This is a genomic window from Pseudoflavonifractor sp. MSJ-37, assembly GCF_018917965.1.
Classification (GTDB): domain Bacteria; phylum Bacillota; class Clostridia; order Oscillospirales; family Oscillospiraceae; genus Pseudoflavonifractor_A.
On record NZ_JAHLPP010000001.1, the window covers coordinates 1,207,428 to 1,224,389 of the forward strand.

19 protein-coding genes and 1 pseudogene are annotated in these 16,962 nt (G+C 52.8%); 2 read left to right on the top strand and 18 right to left on the bottom strand.

Annotation, left to right across the window (positions count from 1 at the left end; all coding sequences use genetic code 11):
* Positions 1 to 11 precede the first annotated feature (11 nt).
* From KQI12_RS05750 to KQI12_RS05805, 12 genes and pseudogenes are all read right to left on the bottom strand, one after another.
* Positions 12 to 1,661 carry a C40 family peptidase gene (locus tag KQI12_RS05750; RefSeq protein WP_216571280.1) on the bottom strand — a complete coding sequence of 550 codons (1,650 nt, stop codon included), beginning with the start codon at positions 1,659 to 1,661 and terminating at the stop codon, positions 12 to 14.
* The gene (locus KQI12_RS05755; protein ID WP_371817967.1) at positions 1,642 to 4,017 is read right to left on the bottom strand and encodes a VirB4-like conjugal transfer ATPase, CD1110 family; all 2,376 of its coding nucleotides are present in this window, start codon (positions 4,015 to 4,017) and stop codon (positions 1,642 to 1,644) included. Before KQI12_RS05755 ends, KQI12_RS05750 begins: the two co-directional genes overlap by 20 nt.
* On the bottom strand, positions 3,953 to 4,321 hold the full coding sequence (locus KQI12_RS05760) for a PrgI family protein (protein WP_216571283.1): 369 nt from the start codon (positions 4,319 to 4,321) through the stop codon (positions 3,953 to 3,955). Before KQI12_RS05760 ends, KQI12_RS05755 begins: the two co-directional genes overlap by 65 nt.
* Positions 4,321 to 4,890: an MT-A70 family methyltransferase gene (locus tag KQI12_RS05765; protein ID WP_371817973.1), complete on the bottom strand. Its 570-nt coding sequence runs from the start codon at positions 4,888 to 4,890 to the stop codon at positions 4,321 to 4,323. Before KQI12_RS05765 ends, KQI12_RS05760 begins: the two co-directional genes overlap by 1 nt.
* Before the next feature lie 2 nt (positions 4,891 to 4,892).
* On the bottom strand, positions 4,893 to 5,669 hold the full coding sequence (locus KQI12_RS05770; protein WP_371817968.1) for a site-specific DNA-methyltransferase: 777 nt from the start codon (positions 5,667 to 5,669) through the stop codon (positions 4,893 to 4,895).
* Positions 5,670 to 5,676: 7 nt separating this feature from the next.
* Positions 5,677 to 6,543, bottom strand: coding sequence for a VirB6/TrbL-like conjugal transfer protein, CD1112 family (locus KQI12_RS05775; protein WP_117473799.1), 867 nt, complete (start codon positions 6,541 to 6,543; stop codon positions 5,677 to 5,679).
* An 11-nt stretch (positions 6,544 to 6,554) separates the two neighbouring features.
* Positions 6,555 to 6,644, bottom strand: a pseudogene (locus tag KQI12_RS12780) (Maff2 family mobile element protein); the annotation flags it as partial.
* 90 nt (positions 6,645 to 6,734) lie between these two features.
* The gene (locus KQI12_RS05785; RefSeq protein WP_002569232.1) at positions 6,735 to 8,345 is read right to left on the bottom strand and encodes a recombinase family protein; all 1,611 of its coding nucleotides are present in this window, start codon (positions 8,343 to 8,345) and stop codon (positions 6,735 to 6,737) included.
* A gap of 111 nt (positions 8,346 to 8,456) precedes the next feature.
* Entirely contained in the window at positions 8,457 to 8,645 is a 189-nt protein-coding gene (locus KQI12_RS05790; protein ID WP_002569233.1) for a transposon-encoded TnpW family protein, read from the bottom strand.
* Positions 8,642 to 9,496 (bottom strand): ATP-binding protein, encoded by an 855-nt coding sequence (locus KQI12_RS05795; RefSeq protein WP_002569234.1) that lies wholly within the window; start codon positions 9,494 to 9,496, stop codon positions 8,642 to 8,644. Before KQI12_RS05795 ends, KQI12_RS05790 begins: the two co-directional genes overlap by 4 nt.
* Positions 9,493 to 10,242, bottom strand: a complete 750-nt coding sequence (locus KQI12_RS05800; protein WP_002569235.1) for a phage replisome organizer N-terminal domain-containing protein — start codon at positions 10,240 to 10,242, stop codon at positions 9,493 to 9,495. Before KQI12_RS05800 ends, KQI12_RS05795 begins: the two co-directional genes overlap by 4 nt.
* Positions 10,232 to 10,444, bottom strand: a complete 213-nt coding sequence (locus tag KQI12_RS05805) for a hypothetical protein (protein WP_002569236.1) — start codon at positions 10,442 to 10,444, stop codon at positions 10,232 to 10,234. Before KQI12_RS05805 ends, KQI12_RS05800 begins: the two co-directional genes overlap by 11 nt.
* On the opposite strand from KQI12_RS05805, the gene KQI12_RS05810 reads away from it, so the two are divergent.
* Positions 10,371 to 10,574, top strand: a complete 204-nt coding sequence (locus KQI12_RS05810; RefSeq protein ID WP_202188044.1) for a hypothetical protein — start codon at positions 10,371 to 10,373, stop codon at positions 10,572 to 10,574. The genes KQI12_RS05805 and KQI12_RS05810 overlap by 74 nt on opposite strands.
* 55 nt (positions 10,575 to 10,629) lie before the next feature.
* On the opposite strand, the gene KQI12_RS05815 is transcribed toward KQI12_RS05810, so the two are convergent.
* The 6 genes from KQI12_RS05815 to KQI12_RS05840 form a co-directional block, all read right to left on the bottom strand.
* The gene (locus KQI12_RS05815; protein ID WP_002569237.1) at positions 10,630 to 12,252 is read right to left on the bottom strand and encodes a relaxase/mobilization nuclease domain-containing protein; all 1,623 of its coding nucleotides are present in this window, start codon (positions 12,250 to 12,252) and stop codon (positions 10,630 to 10,632) included.
* Positions 12,224 to 12,622 carry a plasmid mobilization relaxosome protein MobC gene (locus KQI12_RS05820; protein WP_002569238.1) on the bottom strand — a complete coding sequence of 133 codons (399 nt, stop codon included), beginning with the start codon at positions 12,620 to 12,622 and terminating at the stop codon, positions 12,224 to 12,226. Before KQI12_RS05820 ends, KQI12_RS05815 begins: the two co-directional genes overlap by 29 nt.
* Positions 12,623 to 13,246: 624 nt before the next feature.
* Positions 13,247 to 13,450: a helix-turn-helix domain-containing protein gene (locus KQI12_RS05825; RefSeq protein WP_003505336.1), complete on the bottom strand. Its 204-nt coding sequence runs from the start codon at positions 13,448 to 13,450 to the stop codon at positions 13,247 to 13,249.
* Complete coding sequence (locus KQI12_RS05830; protein WP_003505338.1) at positions 13,440 to 13,886, bottom strand: RNA polymerase sigma factor; 447 nt, start codon at positions 13,884 to 13,886, stop codon at positions 13,440 to 13,442. Before KQI12_RS05830 ends, KQI12_RS05825 begins: the two co-directional genes overlap by 11 nt.
* 204 nt (positions 13,887 to 14,090) lie before the next feature.
* Positions 14,091 to 14,858, bottom strand: a complete 768-nt coding sequence (locus tag KQI12_RS05835; protein ID WP_003505400.1) for a class I SAM-dependent methyltransferase — start codon at positions 14,856 to 14,858, stop codon at positions 14,091 to 14,093.
* Between the two features lie 323 nt (positions 14,859 to 15,181).
* Positions 15,182 to 15,526, bottom strand: coding sequence for a helix-turn-helix domain-containing protein (locus tag KQI12_RS05840; RefSeq protein WP_242978241.1), 345 nt, complete (start codon positions 15,524 to 15,526; stop codon positions 15,182 to 15,184).
* Between the two features lie 509 nt (positions 15,527 to 16,035).
* Here KQI12_RS05840 and KQI12_RS05845 point away from each other — a divergent pair.
* Positions 16,036 to 16,962: GTP-binding protein (locus tag KQI12_RS05845; RefSeq protein WP_216571292.1), on the top strand; the 927-nt coding region annotated here is incomplete at its 3' end.

Genomic DNA, 16,962 nt, shown 5'->3' on the forward strand with positions numbered 1-16,962 from the left:
GAAACCTCCTGTCAAAACAATTTTCCGTAGGCGTAGAAATGGGACTGCCAGTAACTCGTGTTGAGGTTGGCATAGCTGATGGGGTCGCCACAATGAAGCATCCAGCCGTCGCCCACATAGATGCCCACATGGGAGATCCCCGGCGTTTCATAAGTCCCCGTGAAAAATACCAAGTCGCCGGGTTTGGGGCTGCTTGTCCGAGTGGAGATGTTGTATAGCCCCTGCGCCCCCAGCCGCCCAAAGTCCCAGCCGCATTGATTGTAAACATAGCTGACGAAGCCGGAGCAGTCAAAGGATGTGGACGGGCTGCTGCCGCCCCACACATAGGGATAGCCCACATACTTTTCCGCCTCTTTTAGAATGGCGGCAAAGGTTTCATCGGCAAGGTAGTCCTCCGGGATCTCATGTGCCGGGGGCTTGTTGGTGTACTTGCCCACATAGGGCGAGGACGGGAACAGGTCGGGGCGGTTGCCCAGCGTCGCCATGTATAAGGCATACCGGGACAGGGTTTCCTCGCCCATGATGTAGACGGGCAGATGGGAGAGATTGAAGTTTTCCAGCGTCACGGTGCAGATGTAATAATCGTAATACACCCGGTAGGTGTCGCTGTGGGTGTTGCCGTCCTCGTCCGTCCAAGTGTCTGTTTCCAAGTAATACCGCTGTTCCACCACCACATCCTCGGTCAGAATGTACTGGCGGTCAAAGAGCATTTGGAGCGTCCCCCGCACCTCGTCCAGCGTCCACTCACCCTCATGGAGCGCACAGACGATGGACAGCAGCACATAGGGATCGTGTTCAATGGTGTCAAGGTCAAAATGGTATTCGTCATAATCGTGGGTGCGGGTGTAGGTGTCGAGGTAGCGTTGCAGCTCGTCCTCCAGAGCGCAGTAGGCGGCCTCCGCCCCCAGCAGGTCAGCGTCCTCGGCGGCATAGGTAGACGCGCCGATGGCTCCGGCCACGCCGTTGCCCACCGTTACCAGCGAGGACATACACGATTGCAGCACCACCAGCAGAAGAAACGCCGCCAGCAGCAGGAGCAACCCGCCGGGGTGTTCCTTGATGTAGGCGGACACCTTTTCCACCAGCTTGCCCGTGACGGACGCCGTACCCTCGGCGGCCTTGGCGGTCTGTCTGGCAGCCTCCCGCGCCTGCTTTGCGTACTGTCGCTTGATCTTCTGCTTTTGCAGATACCGGGACACCGCGCCGCCCTCCTGCATTTCCGGGTGTTCCTCCACGGTCTTGCGGTAGTAATAATCCGCTGTGGCCTTGATATGCTTGCTTTCGGCACGCTCCACCGCCTTTGCCGGGTGTTCCCGGATGGCCTTGCGGAGCTTGCGCCTGCCGAAGCGGTACACGGACTCTGCCGCCAGCTCGGAACGGTGCGCGCCCTCCGTGCCGACATTTTCATGCTCGACCTCATAGAGCTTGCCATGAACAAAGCCGTGGACGCCGTGTCCGGCGGTATGGGCAAGACGCTTGACCGCACCGGGCTTTTTCGGCGGCTTCTGTTTTGCCAGCTTCTCCCGGGCGGCGTCCAGCTTCTCGCCCCGGCGCTCCATCCTCAGCTTGGACGCCGCCGTCTGCTCCTGCCGGCTTTTCCACCGAAACTTGGACTTCGGGACATTTTGTCCCGAAGTGGGGTTACTCGTCTGTTCGCTCATGGGCAAGATCCTCCGGGCGGGTCGTCAGCAGGTCGTAGATCTCTCCTCGGGGGAAACGGTCTACAAACGGGATGGTGACATTTCCATAGAACAGCAAGCCCTCGCCGGAATTGGAGTGCGTGATGTAGGAGAGCTGATGCTCGGAAATGCCAAGCTGCTTTGCCAAGATCGCACGGTCGCTCTGCGCCTGCGACAGCAGCACCATGAAATCCGTGTTGTCCAGAATGTTCTCAATCTCCCGGCTGGCCAGCAGGTCTTTCACATTCTGCGTCAGCGCCGAGGGGACGCACCCCTTTTTGCGGAGCATTTTCCAGACCGCCACAAAGTAGCTGGCCGTCAGCGGATCACGGAGCAGGATATGGAACTCGTCAAAGTAGCACCAAGTCGCCACGCCCTCGGCGTGGTTGGCGTTCACCGCCGCCGTGACAAATTCATTGGTGGTGTGCATGGCGATCTTGCGGAGGTTTTCGCCCAAGCCTTTTAAGACGATGCAGACCACACGGGAATTGAGGTCAACATTGGTGGGATGATTGAACAGGTTGAGAGAGCCTGTGCAGTAAAGCTCCAGCGCCGTCGCCACCCGCCGCGCCTCCGGCTCGGGCTGGCGCAGCAGCTCCTCATACAGATCTTGCAGCAGCGGCGTTTTGGCCGTTTCCAGCCCGAGCGCCATTTCCCGGTAGACCAGCCGCACACAGCGGTCAATGACGGTTTTCTCGATGGGCTGCAAGCCCTCCTTGCCGCCTACGATCAGCTCACACAGGGACAGCAGAAAATCCGCCTTCATGGAAAGCGGACTGTCCTCGTCGTTGATGTTCATTTGCAAATCCATAGGCGAAATGTGGTGCGGGCTGTCCGGGGCGATCTCGATGACCTGCCCACCCAAGCGCCGCACCAGCGGGGCATATTCGCCCATCGGGTCAACCACGATGATGCGGTCATTGGTGGCGAGGAACACATTGATCAGCTCACGCTTGGCGGCGAAGCTCTTGCCGCTGCCCGTAGAGCCGAGATACATTCCGTTGGCGGACTTCAGCTTTTTGCGGTCAGCCATGATGACATTGTTGGAAAGAGCGTTCATGCCGTAGTAAAGCGCCTGCCCGTCCATGCGAAGCTCCCGGGTCATAAAGGGAATGAAGATGGCCGTGGAGCTGGTAGTCATGCCCCGCTGAATTTCAATGCCGTTGTAGCCGAGAGCCAGCGAGGACACAAAGCCCTGCTCCTGCTGCCAGACCAGACGGCGCAGAGCGCAGTTATATTTCTGCGCGATGCCGCTCACCGTGAACACATCGTTTTCAAGGCGCTGCCGGGTGGGAGCGAGGTTCACCACCGTAAAGGTCAGCAGGAACATTCGCTCGTTGCGGCTTTGCAGGTCGGAGAGCAGCTCGGCGGCGTCCTTGGAAAAGGTAATGAGGTCAGGCGGCAAAATCTCCATGTCGTACCCGGCACGGACAGCCTTTTTCTGTTCCTCTGCTTTCATGCGGCCTATGTCGGAGATCTTTCCCTTGATCGTCTTAATGGCCTTGAGCTGGTCTACCGTCTGAATGTGCATGGTGACGGTCAGCTCGGCGTCCAGCTCCAAAATCTCCGCCAGCAGCTTATCCGAAAGCTCCGACGCCATGATCTGCAAATAGGACGCCGCGCCCCACATCTGGCCGACACGGAAAGTCCGGCTCTGCCGAAAGTCGAAACTGTCCGGGGCGATGTAGTCCTTTGTCCCCATGCCCGTCTTGGGAATGTCCTTCCACGCAAAGCGGAACGGCTCACGCCCGCCGGGATGCATCTGCCCATGCAGCACCGCCAGCCGATCCCGGCCATCCAGCGGGCGGGACTGGACGCCCAGCCGTTTCAGATTGCCCATGACATCCGCCTCCACGCGCCCCAGCCGTGGACGCGCCTCCGCCACACCCTCGGCGGGCAGGCCAAAGGTAATGTACTTGTACCGCTCAATACCGTTGTTGCTCTTGGCGATCTGGCCTTTGAGCATTTCCACATATTCGCCCCGGATGCTGTTGAAAGCATCCTCCTGCGCCGGGATATTCACTTTGTAGCGGTTGGCATTGCGGCTGCGGCGGTTGACAAAGGAAAGCTGGAATGGCAGAGAGCTGTCAAAATAATTCAGGCACGCGCTCCACCCGCTGATAATGGCAGTCTGATCCTCCGTGGACGCCACGGCATAATTGATGTCCTCATATTCCAGCGTCTTTGTGTAAAGCCCGCCGGGGATTTGGCAGATCCCGTCCGGGTGCATGGCGATATAAGGAATGGTCTGCTGGGCGGACAGCGCCCGGTGCTTATTTGCGTTTTTCTGCTTTTTTGCTTTGCTCAATAGGCTCCTCCTTCCGTGCAAATGAGGCATAGATATTTTCCGTTCGGTACGGTCGGATGCCGGGGCGGGTAAACTTGACCCGGATGATATTGCGGATCACCTTTTCAAAGGGTAAGCCGTCCTTTTCGTACATCGCCAGCAGGAACGCCGGGAGCATGATCGTCAGCATAGCGAACAGCGCCCCGGTGTTGCCGATGACCTGCCGGGTCAAAAGGTAGGTGGGAACGCCGATAGCCGCCCCAATGCCGAAGCAAATGAGCTGCCGCTTGGTGAGGTTGAACGCGATCTTTGTCTTGATCTTGGAAAGGTCGTTCGGGACATTCACATAGGGCATCAGTCTATCACCTCCAGTTTGGGACAACTTGTCCCAAAGTCCGGGATCGTCGGCTCTACCTCGTTGCCCCACACATCCCAGCCGGGAGAGGTCTGCCGTGCGAACAGCTCCACACGGGGCAGATCGCCCATGAGGGCAACGATCTTATCACGGGTTTCGTCCGGCTTTTTGCTGTGGGCTTCAATGGGCGAAATGATAAATTGATGAATGTCGGCGGCCTGCCGCTTGGGGTGTCCCTTGGTTGCCAGCAGGCAAACCTCGGCGTTGGCCCTCGTCCAGAAGCCCAGCCCATAAAACCAACTGTCCGCCTTGCGGTTTTTCTTCAGCCAGACGAACGCAACGGATTTATAGGTGAAGCCCCACGCACGGATCAGCCGCAGAGCCTCCGGGAGTTGGGGAAAGGTCGCCCACATAAAAAGGGCGCTGTCCTTGGCCGCAAGCTCGGCCACAGGCAGCGCGCACAATTTCTCAATGCTCATGGTGGGATAATGATTTTCCGCCGCGCCCTGCACTTTCTTTGCCGAGTAGCGCCACGGTGGATCTGCGTAAATGATGGGGTATTTTTCGATAGCTATTCTCCTTTCCCGCCCCCGGCCACGGCCAGCCGCGCCTGCTCGATGCGCTGGGCGGCGATGGTATAGATGGAGGGGGCATTTTCAAAGCAGATGAAGCGGCGACCTGTGTTCATGGCGGCAACGGCAGTCGTGCCGCTGCCCGCGCAGATGTCCGCTACCACTGCTCCTTCGTCGGTGTAGGTCTTGATGAAATACTCGCACAGCTCCACGGGCTTTTGCGTAGGATGGATGCCGCCCGTCACCGTCGGCACGAACAGCACATTTCCCGGATAACGCCGCCCATCGCTGGACTCTGAGCCTGTCCGTTCAAACTTGCCGTAGTTGGTACTGCACCCGCTGCGGGGATTGGTCTTGCGGTACGGCTCCCCATAGGTGAATTGCGGATGGTACACCGGGGACTTTTGATAGAACACCAGAATGTTCTCGGACTTTTTCAGCGGCGCACGGTTGGCATTGAGAAATCCTGTTGCCCGGGACTTGTACCATACCCACTCATAGCGGAGCATGGCGAGGTTGGACGCGCCCAGCACTTTGTCAAAGGGGCATTGAGCAAAAAACAGGATAGCTCCGTTGGGCTTTACCGCCCAGCGCACCGCCTCCCACAGCTCCGGGAGCGGCAGCGGCACATCCCAAAAGTTCCGGGTCGTGCCGTATGGCGGATCGGTCAAAAGCATATCCACGCTATGTTTTGGCAGAGAGCTCAAGCCCTCGATCCCGTCCATGAGGTGCAGCGCATCCAGCTTTGGGACATTTTGTCCCAAGGTCATATTCATCCCTCCTTTAATGTGCGCTGAACACACTGCGGGCGATGGAGCCAGTCTTGAACAGGCAGAAGCAAAGCAGCACGGAATAGCCCATGCAGCCCCATATCGCGCCGATGGGGTCGCCGCCCGTGGCGATGCCCTGTATCAGCACCGCATAGATGGCAACGCAGACGAGAATCAATAGCCCTTGAAAGCCCACGGCAAACAGGGACTTCAAATAGTTCTGCCCGGTATTGCCCAGCTCCCGGTTAGAGAGCGTGGCAACGGGGATGGGGGCTAAGCTGGTCAGCAGGTATATTTCAATCATGCGGCCATAGACGATAACGAAGATAACAATATTGATCGCCCACATGGTCACATGAATGAGCAGGGATTGCAGCCACAGCCCCAACAGAGAGCCAAGTCCCAGCGCTTCCAGCGTGGCCTCCAAGTCGGCAAGCATGGCCTCCGAAATGTCCGTTGAGCCTTGCACGATCCCGGCTGCCCGAGCGATGACGCTTTGGGACACATCAAACACGGCCATGACAATATTGAAAGTGTTGGACAAAATCAAAATGGCGCAGGCCGTTTTGAATATCCACTTGAAGAAGATCCAGTAGTCCAGATCATGCAGGTTGTTCTTCTCGATAATGAGCTGGATCAGTTCATAGGTGGCAACAAAGGTGAGGATCAATCCGGCAATCGGCAATATCACCGTTTCGGAAAGCTGCCGGATCAGGGAGAATACCCCGGCGTTCCATGCCGCCGGGGTGGTTCCCACTTGCACCGCAATCTCTCCGACACGGGAATTGACCGTATCAAAAAGCCCCGTGAGGTTGCCCATGATACCCTCGATCAGCAGCTCTTTTAGCCAGTCTGTCAGCCAGTCGGTGAGAAATCCCATGCTTTACGCCCTTAAAACAGGGTGGACAGCAGAGGGATCAGGGTCGTACCCAACACGATGATGCCGCCGCCCGCCATGAGCTGCTTCATGCCCTGGGACTTTACTGATGTGCGATAAAGAAGTAATAGAAGTGTAAAAAATTTTGCCGTTCCTATCCGGCACTTGCGCATTGTGTCGGATAGGTCGGGCGGTTATTCGGGCAAGTCCACCTTGCCAACAAAAGAATAATAAATCTCAATGTCCTGTCTGCGGGTCTTGTTCTCGTCATAGCTGCACTCATGCACAACGATTTTCTCTACAAACTCCCGCAGCAGAGTAGGGGTAAGTTCTTCAAAGCTGGTATGCCGCCGGACAACATTCATAAACTTTTCTGCGTTCACGGTGGCTTCCTGTGCTTTGGAAAGCTCCGCTTGAATAGCAGCGGCTCTTTCTTTCAGCTCCCGTTGCTCTGCTTCATAGTCTGCCGACAGCTCTGTGAAACGCTCGTCTGATATGCGCCCGGTCACGCTGTCCTCATACAGCCGCTTGAAGATAGCGGATAACTCGGCTATGCGTTTCTCGGAGGCTTCCAGTTCCTTTTTCTTGGCGGCGTTCCTGCGTTTGCCCCCGTCCTCGTTCTGCTCAATCAAGAGTTTCATAAACCGGGCTTCATGCTTTGCCGCATAGCTGGTCACTTTCCGCAGATTGGAGAGTACACCAGCGGTCAAGAGGTCGGTGCGGATAAAGTGCGCCGTACAGTCATGGGTGCGTTTCTTGTAGTTGCCGCAGATATAACAGTCCTGCTTGCGCTTGTCCGTCTGGTATCGCTGCTGATACATCACGCTGCCGCAGTCCGCACAGAACAGTATGCCGGAGAACAAACCCACTTCATCATAGCGGTTTGGGCGTTTGCGCTGTTTGCGAAGCTCCTGCACCCGTTCCCATGTTTGGGTGTCTATGATAGGCTCGTGGTGGTTCTCGAAAATCACTTGCTTTTCCGGGGGATTTTCTACACTGTGCTTGACTTTGTAAGAAAGTTTTTCTGTCTTGAAATTTACCAGACAGCCTGTGTATTCCCGGTTTTCAAGGATATGCACTACGGTATTGGTCGCCCACTTGCACTCATAGCCGGGGTGGTAGCGGCGGGTGCTGCCCGTCCTGCGGTATTCAAGCGTTCCCGGCGTGGGGATTTGCTGCTCTGTGAGCATACGGGCTATCTTGGTCGGACCATTCCCGGCAAGACAGAGGTTGTATATCTGCTTGACTACGGGTGCAGCTTCCTCGTCAATAATGAAATTTTCATCCTCGTCCATGAGGTAGCCATACACAGGCTTGCTTGTGATGGGCTTGCCATTCATGCCTTTTGAGCGTTTTACTGCTTTGATTTTCTTGCTCGTATCTCTCACCAGCCATTCGTTAAAGATATTCCGCAGCGGGGCAAAGTCATTGTCGCCCTGTGCGCTGTCCACTCCGTCATTGATAGCGATGAAGCGGACACCTTTCTGTGGGAAAATCATTTCCGTGTACATTCCCACTTGCAGGTAGTTTCGCCCTAACCTCGACATATCCTTTACGATAACTGTCCCGACTTTTCCGGCTTCAATGTCCGCAAGCATGGCTTGAAAACCGGGTCTTTGAAAGTTCGCACCAGAATAACCGTCGTCCGTGTACCAGCGCAGATTGGAAAAGCCGTTCTGCTTTGCATAGGTTTCAAGGATACGCTTCTGATTGGAAATGGAATTGCTTTCGCCTTGCAGCTCGTCCTCATGGGATAGTCTTGGGTAAAGGGCGGTAATTGGTTGTTGGTTGGTCTGTCTTAACATAAAATCCTCCGTTTCCGACAGCCAGCCCCACTATTCCGTACCTTGATTGTACCACATGGGGCGGCTGTCTGTATAGCGGCAAAAGCGTCAAATCTGCTTCTTTATGGTCGGTCAAATCGCCGTTTTTTGTGTAGCAGCTTCCGCTTCCAGCACTTTCATCATCTTGTCGGCTGCGGTGTCGGTTGCGCCCTGCTTGAAGAAGCCGGAAACGGTAAGGACGGAGTTGCCCATGCGGATTTCCGTCACACAGTCCGGGCGGCGGTCTGTTTTGGTGGTGCTTGTCTGTTTCGTTTCTGTCATAGGCTCTCCTTTCGCTGCTTCATCAGTTGCTTTAAGCGTTCCAGCTTTTCCTGTGCGGTTTCCTTTCGGAAGTTGCTGCCCGTGAAGCGGACGGGGGCGCACATGGAAGTCAGCCTGTCATAGATACGGGCGTGGGGCGTGTCCTGCGGGTGCTGCAATTCCTCCAGCGTGAGGTTGGTCGTGGCGATCAGCGGCTTGCCGCTTCGGTAACGGCTGTCAATCACGCTGTAAACCTGTTCCAGCCCGTATTCTGTTCCTCGCTCCATACCGAAATCATCAAGTATCAGCAGAGGGTAGCTGCAAAGGCGGGAAATATATTCGTTCCTGCCCTCAAAGCTGGCGGCAAGGTCACCCAGTATCGTTGCAAAGTTTGTCATGCAGACGGCAACCTCTTTTTCCATAAGGGCGTTGGCGATACAGGCGGCAAGGTAGCTTTTTCCCGTCCCCACGCCGCCCCAAAACAGGTAGCCGATATTTTCAGCCTGCATGGTTTCCCAGCTCTCCACATAAAAGCGGGCGGTTTCGGTCTGCGGGTTTCTGCCGTTGTCATGCTCAAATGTCCAGTTCCGCATAGCAGGGTCGGTAAAGCCCCGGCGTTTCAAGTCCTCCACTTTTTCAAGGTGCTTCTGTCGGCTTTCGGCGGCTTGCTGCTTTTCACGGGCTGCCCGCTGGCAGTCGCACTCTGCCGGGTGGCGGTCACGCCCGAAACAAGTCTTTCCCTCTGCAAAATAGGCTTCTTTGGGCGTATGGCACTTACCGCAGTATAAAAGCCCGTCCTCGCCTGTGTAGTCCTCCGCTTCGGCGGTAGTGGCTGTAATGTCCGTAATCATAGCTTCAATTCCGTTTTTCATAAGCTCTCGCCCTCCTTGCATGAATAATCGGGTATGCCCTGTTTCGGGGCAGCCTTGCCTTTGGCAGCGTCCTCCTGCGCCCACTTGTAAATGGTGGCTGCATGGCTGTGGTACTGTTTCCCGGTGGAAGCGATATGGCAGGAAAGCCGGTCAATATAATACTCCCACTTGTCGGGCAACTCTGTTTTTAGCCCGGAAAGCTCTGTATCGGTCAGTATCACATTGTTGTATCTGCCATAAGCGGCGGGGGCGGGGTGTCCCGTTTCTCCCTCTCTCTCTTTTTCTATCTCTATCTCTTTCTCTAACTCTATCTCTATCTCTGGTGGACGAATGTCGGACAAATGTCCGCCTTTTGTCCGGGGCGGTAAAAGTGCCTTGTTTTCCAGTCTTGCAGCCCGTTTCCGCTCGGCTTCGGTAGAGGACTGTCCTATCATCAGCTCAATGTCGGTCATATAGAAAGCCCCGCTGTCAAGCTGCTCCACAAGCCCCAACTGCCGGAAAATCTCTAAAGCCCTCTCAACCGTCCCTATCTGGTGGCGGGTCAGTGTCGCTATCATCTGCGCTGTGTAGGGGATATGCTCGTCAAGCTGCAATTTCCCGCCGTTTTTCAGCGATTTTAAGTACAGCTTCAAGAGGATATTGGAGTATAAAATCCCGTCTTTCATATCTTCCAGCAGCACAATGGAGTCGCTGTCAAAAAAGTTCTCTTTCAGCTTGAGGTAGTAATACTTGCGGTTATCTGCCATTGTCCCTGTCCTCCTTTTTCCGGCGTTTGGAGTAGTAGTGGGGGCAGAGTATGATAACCGCCCGGAAGCTCTGCTTGCAGCTATGGGTACAGCCCCGGCAGAGGTCATTGTATGTGATACGATCGCAGGTGGAATTCCCGACTTTCACTTGCCGCAGGAAAAAAGACCATTCCAGCCGCCGTTTCTTGCTCATTCTTGGCATGGGTGCGCTCCTTTCTGCCGTTTCCGCTGGTGTGGCGGTATCGGCGGTAATTCTGTATCATCTCGGTATCATTTTCGGGTTTTTTCTGCCCTATAAGCCCGTTAAAAAATCCTTTGGTATTTGCGGATAGGGTACGGGGCAGCCCCCTTGTTCTGTATAGGTTCGGGTACATTTTGGGGCGGTTTTTATCGTTCCTGTTCCTGCCTTTTCACAGGCTTGCGCTCCCGGTGTAAAATCTGGTCGATATTGCCCTTGACAGTCTGTAAGCGGCGGTATTCCTCCCGTTTTGCCCGGTAATCGTTGTAGCCGCTGTTTTTCTCTTGGATAAGGGTTTCAATCTCTGCTTGCAGGGCTTTATAGCTCGGCAGCTTGGAAATGCCGTTTTCCCTGAAATAGCGGGCGGCTGCGTCTGCTATGATAAAGTCGCTTTCGTACTTCTGACGGTAGGCTGCTTTTGCTTTGGCGTTTTTCTGCTGTTTCAGCCCGTCCCGGACAGGGCGGGTCTTGGAATAGGCAAGCACCTGCCGTTGCAGCTCCTTTTTCCCGTTCAGCGTCTTTTCCATCTGCTTCAGCTCTGTAAGGCTTTCCCGCATGGCGGTATAGGCGGCAGAACAGGCTTCGTCCAGTTCCTCCGGGGAAGAAAAGCCGTACTGCTGATAGGCGGTAACGGTAGCTGCCATTTGCTTTAGGTTGTGCTTTGCCGCCCAGCGGTCATAGCCCACGCCCTTGCCCTCGGCTCGCTTGGCTTCCCGGTCAACCATGCGCTGCAAGGTGTTGTCTGCCGGGGTGGTTTTTGTGGTTTTTTCCCCTTGTGACAGCTTTTTAACCGCGGCAGGGTATTCGAGTATGGCTTTGCTCTGTTCGGCGGCTCTGTGGGCGTTCTGCGTAAGCAGGACAAGGACAGCAGCCTTGTCAAAATCGTCCCCCAGCTTCCGGGCTGTGATAGGCTTTGTCCTGTCCGGCGTGAGGTAGGAAAGCCGCCCCCGGCTCTCCTTGACGGTCACACCCTCCCGCAGCAAAAGGGAAGAAAATTCGTCAAAGCTGCCAGCTTGGGAAAGTGCCTGCCGTATCGTCCGGCGCAGCTTCGCCTTGTCCGTTTCAAACTTGGTGGGCTTGGTCGGCTGTCCTGCGGCTTCTCTGACAGCGTTCTCTTTATCAAGGGCAAGCTGTCCTTTCTTTGCCGCCCAGTATTCCCGTTCGGTTATCCGTTCCTTGCTGCCGCTTAGGAGGTCGATTTGGTAAAGCCCCTCCCGGTGGCACATCTCCATGACTTCACTCTTGAAATATTCCATAGCGGCGTTGGTGCAGCGGTGCTTGCAGCCCTCCCGTGTGTCGGCTGGTCTGTCCATGTAGGGCAGAAGCGGGACTTCATAAATCCGCAGGGAGTTGATGACGATATGCACATGGATATTGCCGCTGTGGTTATGCCCGTCCGGGTGGGTGCAGACTAAGGCTTGGTGTCCGGGGAAATGCTCTTTACAGAACTGCTCGCCCAGCTCCTGCGCCCGGTCTACGGTCAAGCCGTTGTCTGTCCCGTCCCGTGGGTCAAAGCTGATGATATAGTGGTGGCTTTTCACATCTTCCCGTTTTTGGTTTTTCTCATAGCGGAGATTAGCCCGCATACAGGCAACAGCGAAATCCTCGCCCCCACAGTTGAGGGAAGAAATGCGGTAATCCTCCCTCGGTATCAGCCGCCCGTTTTCATCAAGGGTGGGCTTCATGGTAAACTCGTCATGCTCAAATGTGAGATAGGCTTCCGCTGCGCCATAGTCCGCATTTTTAGAGCTGATATGTTTGAATGTTGCCAACAGCGTCACCCACTTTCTGCAAGACTTCAAACTTTAGGGCAGCAAGGTCGGAAACCGCCGCCCGTACCTCCCCGGCAAGCTGCGGGTAGGGGCTGTGCCACTCGTTCAGCGTCCGGGCTATCTGGTTTAAGTTGCCGCCGATCCTGCCGTATTCGGCGGTCAGCTTCCCGACAGCGGCAAGCAACTCGTCATTGACGGGGGAAACGGTTATGATGGGGCGTATGGCTGCCCCGGTTATGGCTTGCCGGATAAACTCGGCTTGGCTCATGTTGTAAGCAGAAAGCCTTTCCGCAAACTCGGCGTATTCTTCCTCGGTCATGCGTGTCTTGACTACCCGGCTGCGGTGCGGCGTGTTATATCGTTTTCGCATGGTAAAACCTCCTTCGGCTGTGCGTGGTGTCCTCTCACTAATAGGAGAAAAACAGGGTGTAAAGCGGAACTGTTTTTGAAAAATCCGAAAAATTATTTTGAGGGATTTTCCAGCGGCGTAAGCCGCATAAGCAGGGTTTGGGGAAGGCACTCCCCAACAAGATTCCCGCAGGGGCAAAATGAGCGATAAGCGAATTTTGGTACTGCGGTAGAATCTTGCTCTGAAAAACTCCGGCGTTCCCCGGCTTCCGTACTTTCCGCTAACAAGACGTTTCAAAAGGGCTTTGCTACCCGCTATTCCGGCATATCTTGAAAATTTTCCTTTCACTACCTACAACACCACGCAAAGCAAAATGGACGGAGATTTTTAGAATTTCCCCTTATTCCCTACAACACCACGCAAGCCGAAAAAGGCGGACAATGGCAGTATTTTTTTCTTTGATACCCTCCACGGATAAGTAAGGGATTTTGCCAACTGCGGCGGCAATTTTCCCTTTTGTTTTTTCATACTGGGGATTTTCAAAAATGCCAAACAGGAACGAAAAAAAGCAGCAAATCTGTTGAATAGATTTACTGCTTTCTGGTTGCCGGCGAAGCGGCGGTTATTCAGTTGTAGGCGGTAGGGCTATCTCCCAAAGCGGAACTTGAAAATAGCTGTGAGAAGCGTCTGGGTGATGTAGTCCTCTGTATCTTGGTCTACCCGTCCATTCACACGGGCGGCACATTGTATGCGGCGGCGGTAATACTGCAATACAGTTCCCACCGCTTCCGGCTCCCCGCTGGTGGCTTGGACGATTGTTTCATAGGGGAGAAGCCTATTATTTCTCATATGCCATTCCCTCCATTTCCGCTTGGAGCTGCCGTAGGACTTTTCGGATATGGTAGCCCGCTGTGCTGCGGCTGCGCCCGTACTGTCTGCCAATTTCGTGCTGTGGAATACGCTTGAAAAAGGACAGGTAAATCATTTCCCGCTCCCGTTCGTCCAGCCGTGACAGGGCTTCCGCAAGTAAGCCGCTGCTGAAAATGACCGTATCGCCGCAAAGGGTAAGTATGTATTCCTCGTCCGGCTCCGGGGCTTGGAAATATTCATCTGTCGTGCCTAAAGGGTAGTGCTTTTCGTCTGTGAGGTATTCAAGGGATATTTCTCTTTTGTGCTTCCTGCTCCGTGTCCTCGCTGCGTTGATCGTTGCATTTCGGATAACGACTTTGCAAAAGGCATGGAAAGTGTACTCGATATGTTCCCGATATTCTTCTGTACAGGTCATGGAAAATCCCCCTTTCCTCCCAAAAGGGCTGTGGCTGGTTAGTAGTTGCTTTTTATGATAGTAAGGGGCGGCAGCACTTTAGGCTGTCGCTCCTTGACTGCCTAACTGCAAAACCGGGCGGGGCTGTCAACGGCGGGCGAAGCCCGTTCATCTTGACCGTTGACTGGCTCGGCCAGGTTTGCTATTTATCCGGCAAACTTGAATTTATTTTAAGCTATCACGTTTTACCTTTTTAAGCCTTACTATCATTACCATAGGAATTTCTTTGTTGTTTTTGAAACATTCTTCATAAAATCCATCAATGACAAATCCAGCTCTAAAACAAAGGTTAAAAATATCTTGTATGGAACGATGATAATAAATCTGCTCCTCCGGTTGCCCTTCAATCGCTATACCATAGTAACTGTGCGGTGTCATATATTTTTCAGTCAACGTGATAAAACAAGGGTGTTGCGTTGCAAAGACAAAAATTCCGCTTTCCTCCAACAGTTCATAAACAGCCATAAGAAGTGGTTCAATATCCGTAATATCCATAATTGCCATATTAGAAACTGCTTTCGTAAAGGCTCGATTTCTTTTTAATTCTAATATACTTTCTCTATTGGTCGCATCCGCTACACAAAATTCAATTTGTTTTGCATATTGTGATTGCCGTCTTTTAGCCAATTCTATCATTTTTTTGCTGTAATCAAAAGCGACAATCGAAGCGCCTCTTTGTGCAAGATACGAAGAATAATTTCCATTGCCACACGCAATATCCAAAATGTAATCCGCAGGATTAGGAGATAGAAGTTCCGTTACTTTGGGACGCACTACCTCTCTGTGAAATTCATTAGATTTGTCACCCATTGCATTATCCCAAAATTGTGCGTTTTTCTCCCAGATTTTTTTACTTTCCTCTGTTCCCATGTTCTCTCCCACTCCCAAAATTTGCCTTTTTGCTTCCATTAAATCTTCCTTACTATATTCCATTGTTACCCTCCATAACTTCTGATTGTTGCCGTCTTGACTATTATGTATCTTTTCTTTCCAAAATGGTATAGGCTTTTATTTTTATAATGCTGCAAAACTTTTCTTCTGTAAGGTATTCAAAGGATATTTCCCTTTGCCGCCGCTATTGGAAAGCCAAAAGCAGCGGCTTTTTTACGCGATATGACCGAAAAGTCTAGAAAGCAGGATATGTCATCATTTGTCATTTCTTCTCAATGTAATAACTGCATGGCATATCAAGCCAAATACAAGAGAAAAACAGCCACCGCCAAATAGTGATGCTCCCCACCCTGCACCCGACATTGTCATAAAACCGCCAACAAAGAAAATACCAATGCCAAGAAATATCCCGACACCATAAAAAAGTCCAATTGCCATATCATACTTATTAAATTGTCGTTTCTCTTTTTTTCACATGTTTCCATTTTTGTTATTACCTCCTTCGCAAAATCGTCCATGTGGACTCCAAAAAGAAAACAAATTTTTTTCAACGTATTTAAATCGGGTTCATTAACATCTCTCTCCCAATTCGATAGCGCCTGCCGGGTAACATTCAATTCCCCAGCCAGTTCTTCCTGTGTCATTCCCGATTGTGTTCGCAGATGACGTATTTGCTTTCCTGTTGTAATATCCGTCTGTTTCTGGTTCAAAATGGTTCCTCCTCTCTGATGCTGATTTTATCAATATACGATACATTTATGCAGACAACACCACGGATCGGCTTTTGGCTGGACAATTCCAATCAAACACCACAGCAGACAGCAGAAACCATTCTGAACACCAGGAAGCCGGTATGATTGTTACATATAAGGGGAAGAAAAATTTCTTTTAAGTACTTGCTTTCCTAAAACTGATGTGATATAATAGCTTCATTCCAGAAAAGGAGTAAAAAATATGCGGCAAGGTATTCTTAAATAAAACTATAATCAAATAGTGGGAACAAAGGATTATGATAGCTCCTTTTGTGGGGGCTTGGTTTTTTGTACCCAATTTAAGAATACTTTTGCCTTATCAATTTTGACATATCCCCAAAAACAGCACTCACAAATAGGTGTATGCTGTATATGTGTATGTCCGCAAATTAGAATCCCCAGTGGTAAAAGTATTTTACTGCTGGGGATTTTTATGCCCTTCGGGGCTGTAAAGGGAGGACAATCACATGAAAATAATCAATATCGGCATTCTGGCCCATGTAGACGCAGGAAAAACTACATTGACAGAAAGTCTGCTATACACCAGTGGAGCGATTGCGGAACAGGGAAACGTGGATAAAGGGACAACGAGGACGGACACCATGTTTTTGGAGCGGCAGCGTGGGATTACCATTCAAGCGGCAGTCACTTCCTTCCAGTGGCACAGATGTAAAGTTAACATTGTGGATACGCCCGGCCACATGGATTTTTTGGCGGAGGTGTACCGCTCTTTGGCTGTTTTAGATGGGGCCATCTTGGTGATCTCCGCTAAAGATGGCGTGCAGGCCCAGACCCGTATTCTGTTCCATGCCCTGCGGAAAATGAACATTCCCACCGTTATCTTTATCAACAAGATCGACCAGGCTGGCGTTGATTTGCAGAGCGTGGTTCAGTCTGTTCGGGATAAGCTCTCCGCCGATATTATCATCAAGCAGACGGTGTCGCTGTCCCCGGAAATAGTCCTGGAGGAAAATACCGACATAGAAGCATGGGATGCGGTCATCGAAAATAACGATGAATTATTGGAAAAGTATATCGCAGGAGAACCAATCAGCCGGGAAAAACTTGCGCGGGAGGAACAGCAGCGGGTTCAAGACGCCTCCCTGTTCCCGGTCTATTATGGCAGCGCCAAAAAGGGCCTTGGCATTCAACCGTTGATGGATGCGGTGACAGGGCTGTTCCAACCGATTGGGGAACAGGGGAGCGCCGCCCTATGCGGCAGCGTTTTCAAGGTGGAGTATACAGATTGCGGCCAGCGGCGTGTCTATCTACGGCTATACAGCGGAACGCTGCGCCTGCGGGATACGGTGGCCCTGGCCGGGAGAGAAAAGCTGAAAATCACAGAGATGCGTATTCCATCCAAAGGGGAAATTGTTCGGACAGACACCGCTTAT

Coding starts and splice junctions, on each gene's coding strand:
- KQI12_RS05760 (WP_216571283.1), bottom strand. CDS start 4,321: ATGCCCTATGTGAATGTCCCGAACGACCTTTCCAAGATCAAGACAAAG.
- KQI12_RS05825 (WP_003505336.1), bottom strand. CDS start 13,450: ATGAGAAATAATAGGCTTCTCCCCTATGAAACAATCGTCCAAGCCACC.
- KQI12_RS05785 (WP_002569232.1), bottom strand. CDS start 8,345: ATGTTAAGACAGACCAACCAACAACCAATTACCGCCCTTTACCCAAGA.
- KQI12_RS05775 (WP_117473799.1), bottom strand. CDS start 6,543: ATGGGATTTCTCACCGACTGGCTGACAGACTGGCTAAAAGAGCTGCTG.
- KQI12_RS05770 (WP_371817968.1), bottom strand. CDS start 5,669: ATGAATATGACCTTGGGACAAAATGTCCCAAAGCTGGATGCGCTGCAC.
- KQI12_RS05820 (WP_002569238.1), bottom strand. CDS start 12,622: ATGCGAAAACGATATAACACGCCGCACCGCAGCCGGGTAGTCAAGACA.
- KQI12_RS05790 (WP_002569233.1), bottom strand. CDS start 8,645: ATGACAGAAACGAAACAGACAAGCACCACCAAAACAGACCGCCGCCCG.
- KQI12_RS05830 (WP_003505338.1), bottom strand. CDS start 13,886: ATGACCTGTACAGAAGAATATCGGGAACATATCGAGTACACTTTCCAT.
- KQI12_RS05835 (WP_003505400.1), bottom strand. CDS start 14,858: ATGGAATATAGTAAGGAAGATTTAATGGAAGCAAAAAGGCAAATTTTG.
- KQI12_RS05755 (WP_371817967.1), bottom strand. CDS start 4,017: ATGCCTCATTTGCACGGAAGGAGGAGCCTATTGAGCAAAGCAAAAAAG.
- KQI12_RS05795 (WP_002569234.1), bottom strand. CDS start 9,496: ATGAAAAACGGAATTGAAGCTATGATTACGGACATTACAGCCACTACC.
- KQI12_RS05805 (WP_002569236.1), bottom strand. CDS start 10,444: ATGCCAAGAATGAGCAAGAAACGGCGGCTGGAATGGTCTTTTTTCCTG.
- KQI12_RS05750 (WP_216571280.1), bottom strand. CDS start 1,661: ATGAGCGAACAGACGAGTAACCCCACTTCGGGACAAAATGTCCCGAAG.
- KQI12_RS05800 (WP_002569235.1), bottom strand. CDS start 10,242: ATGGCAGATAACCGCAAGTATTACTACCTCAAGCTGAAAGAGAACTTT.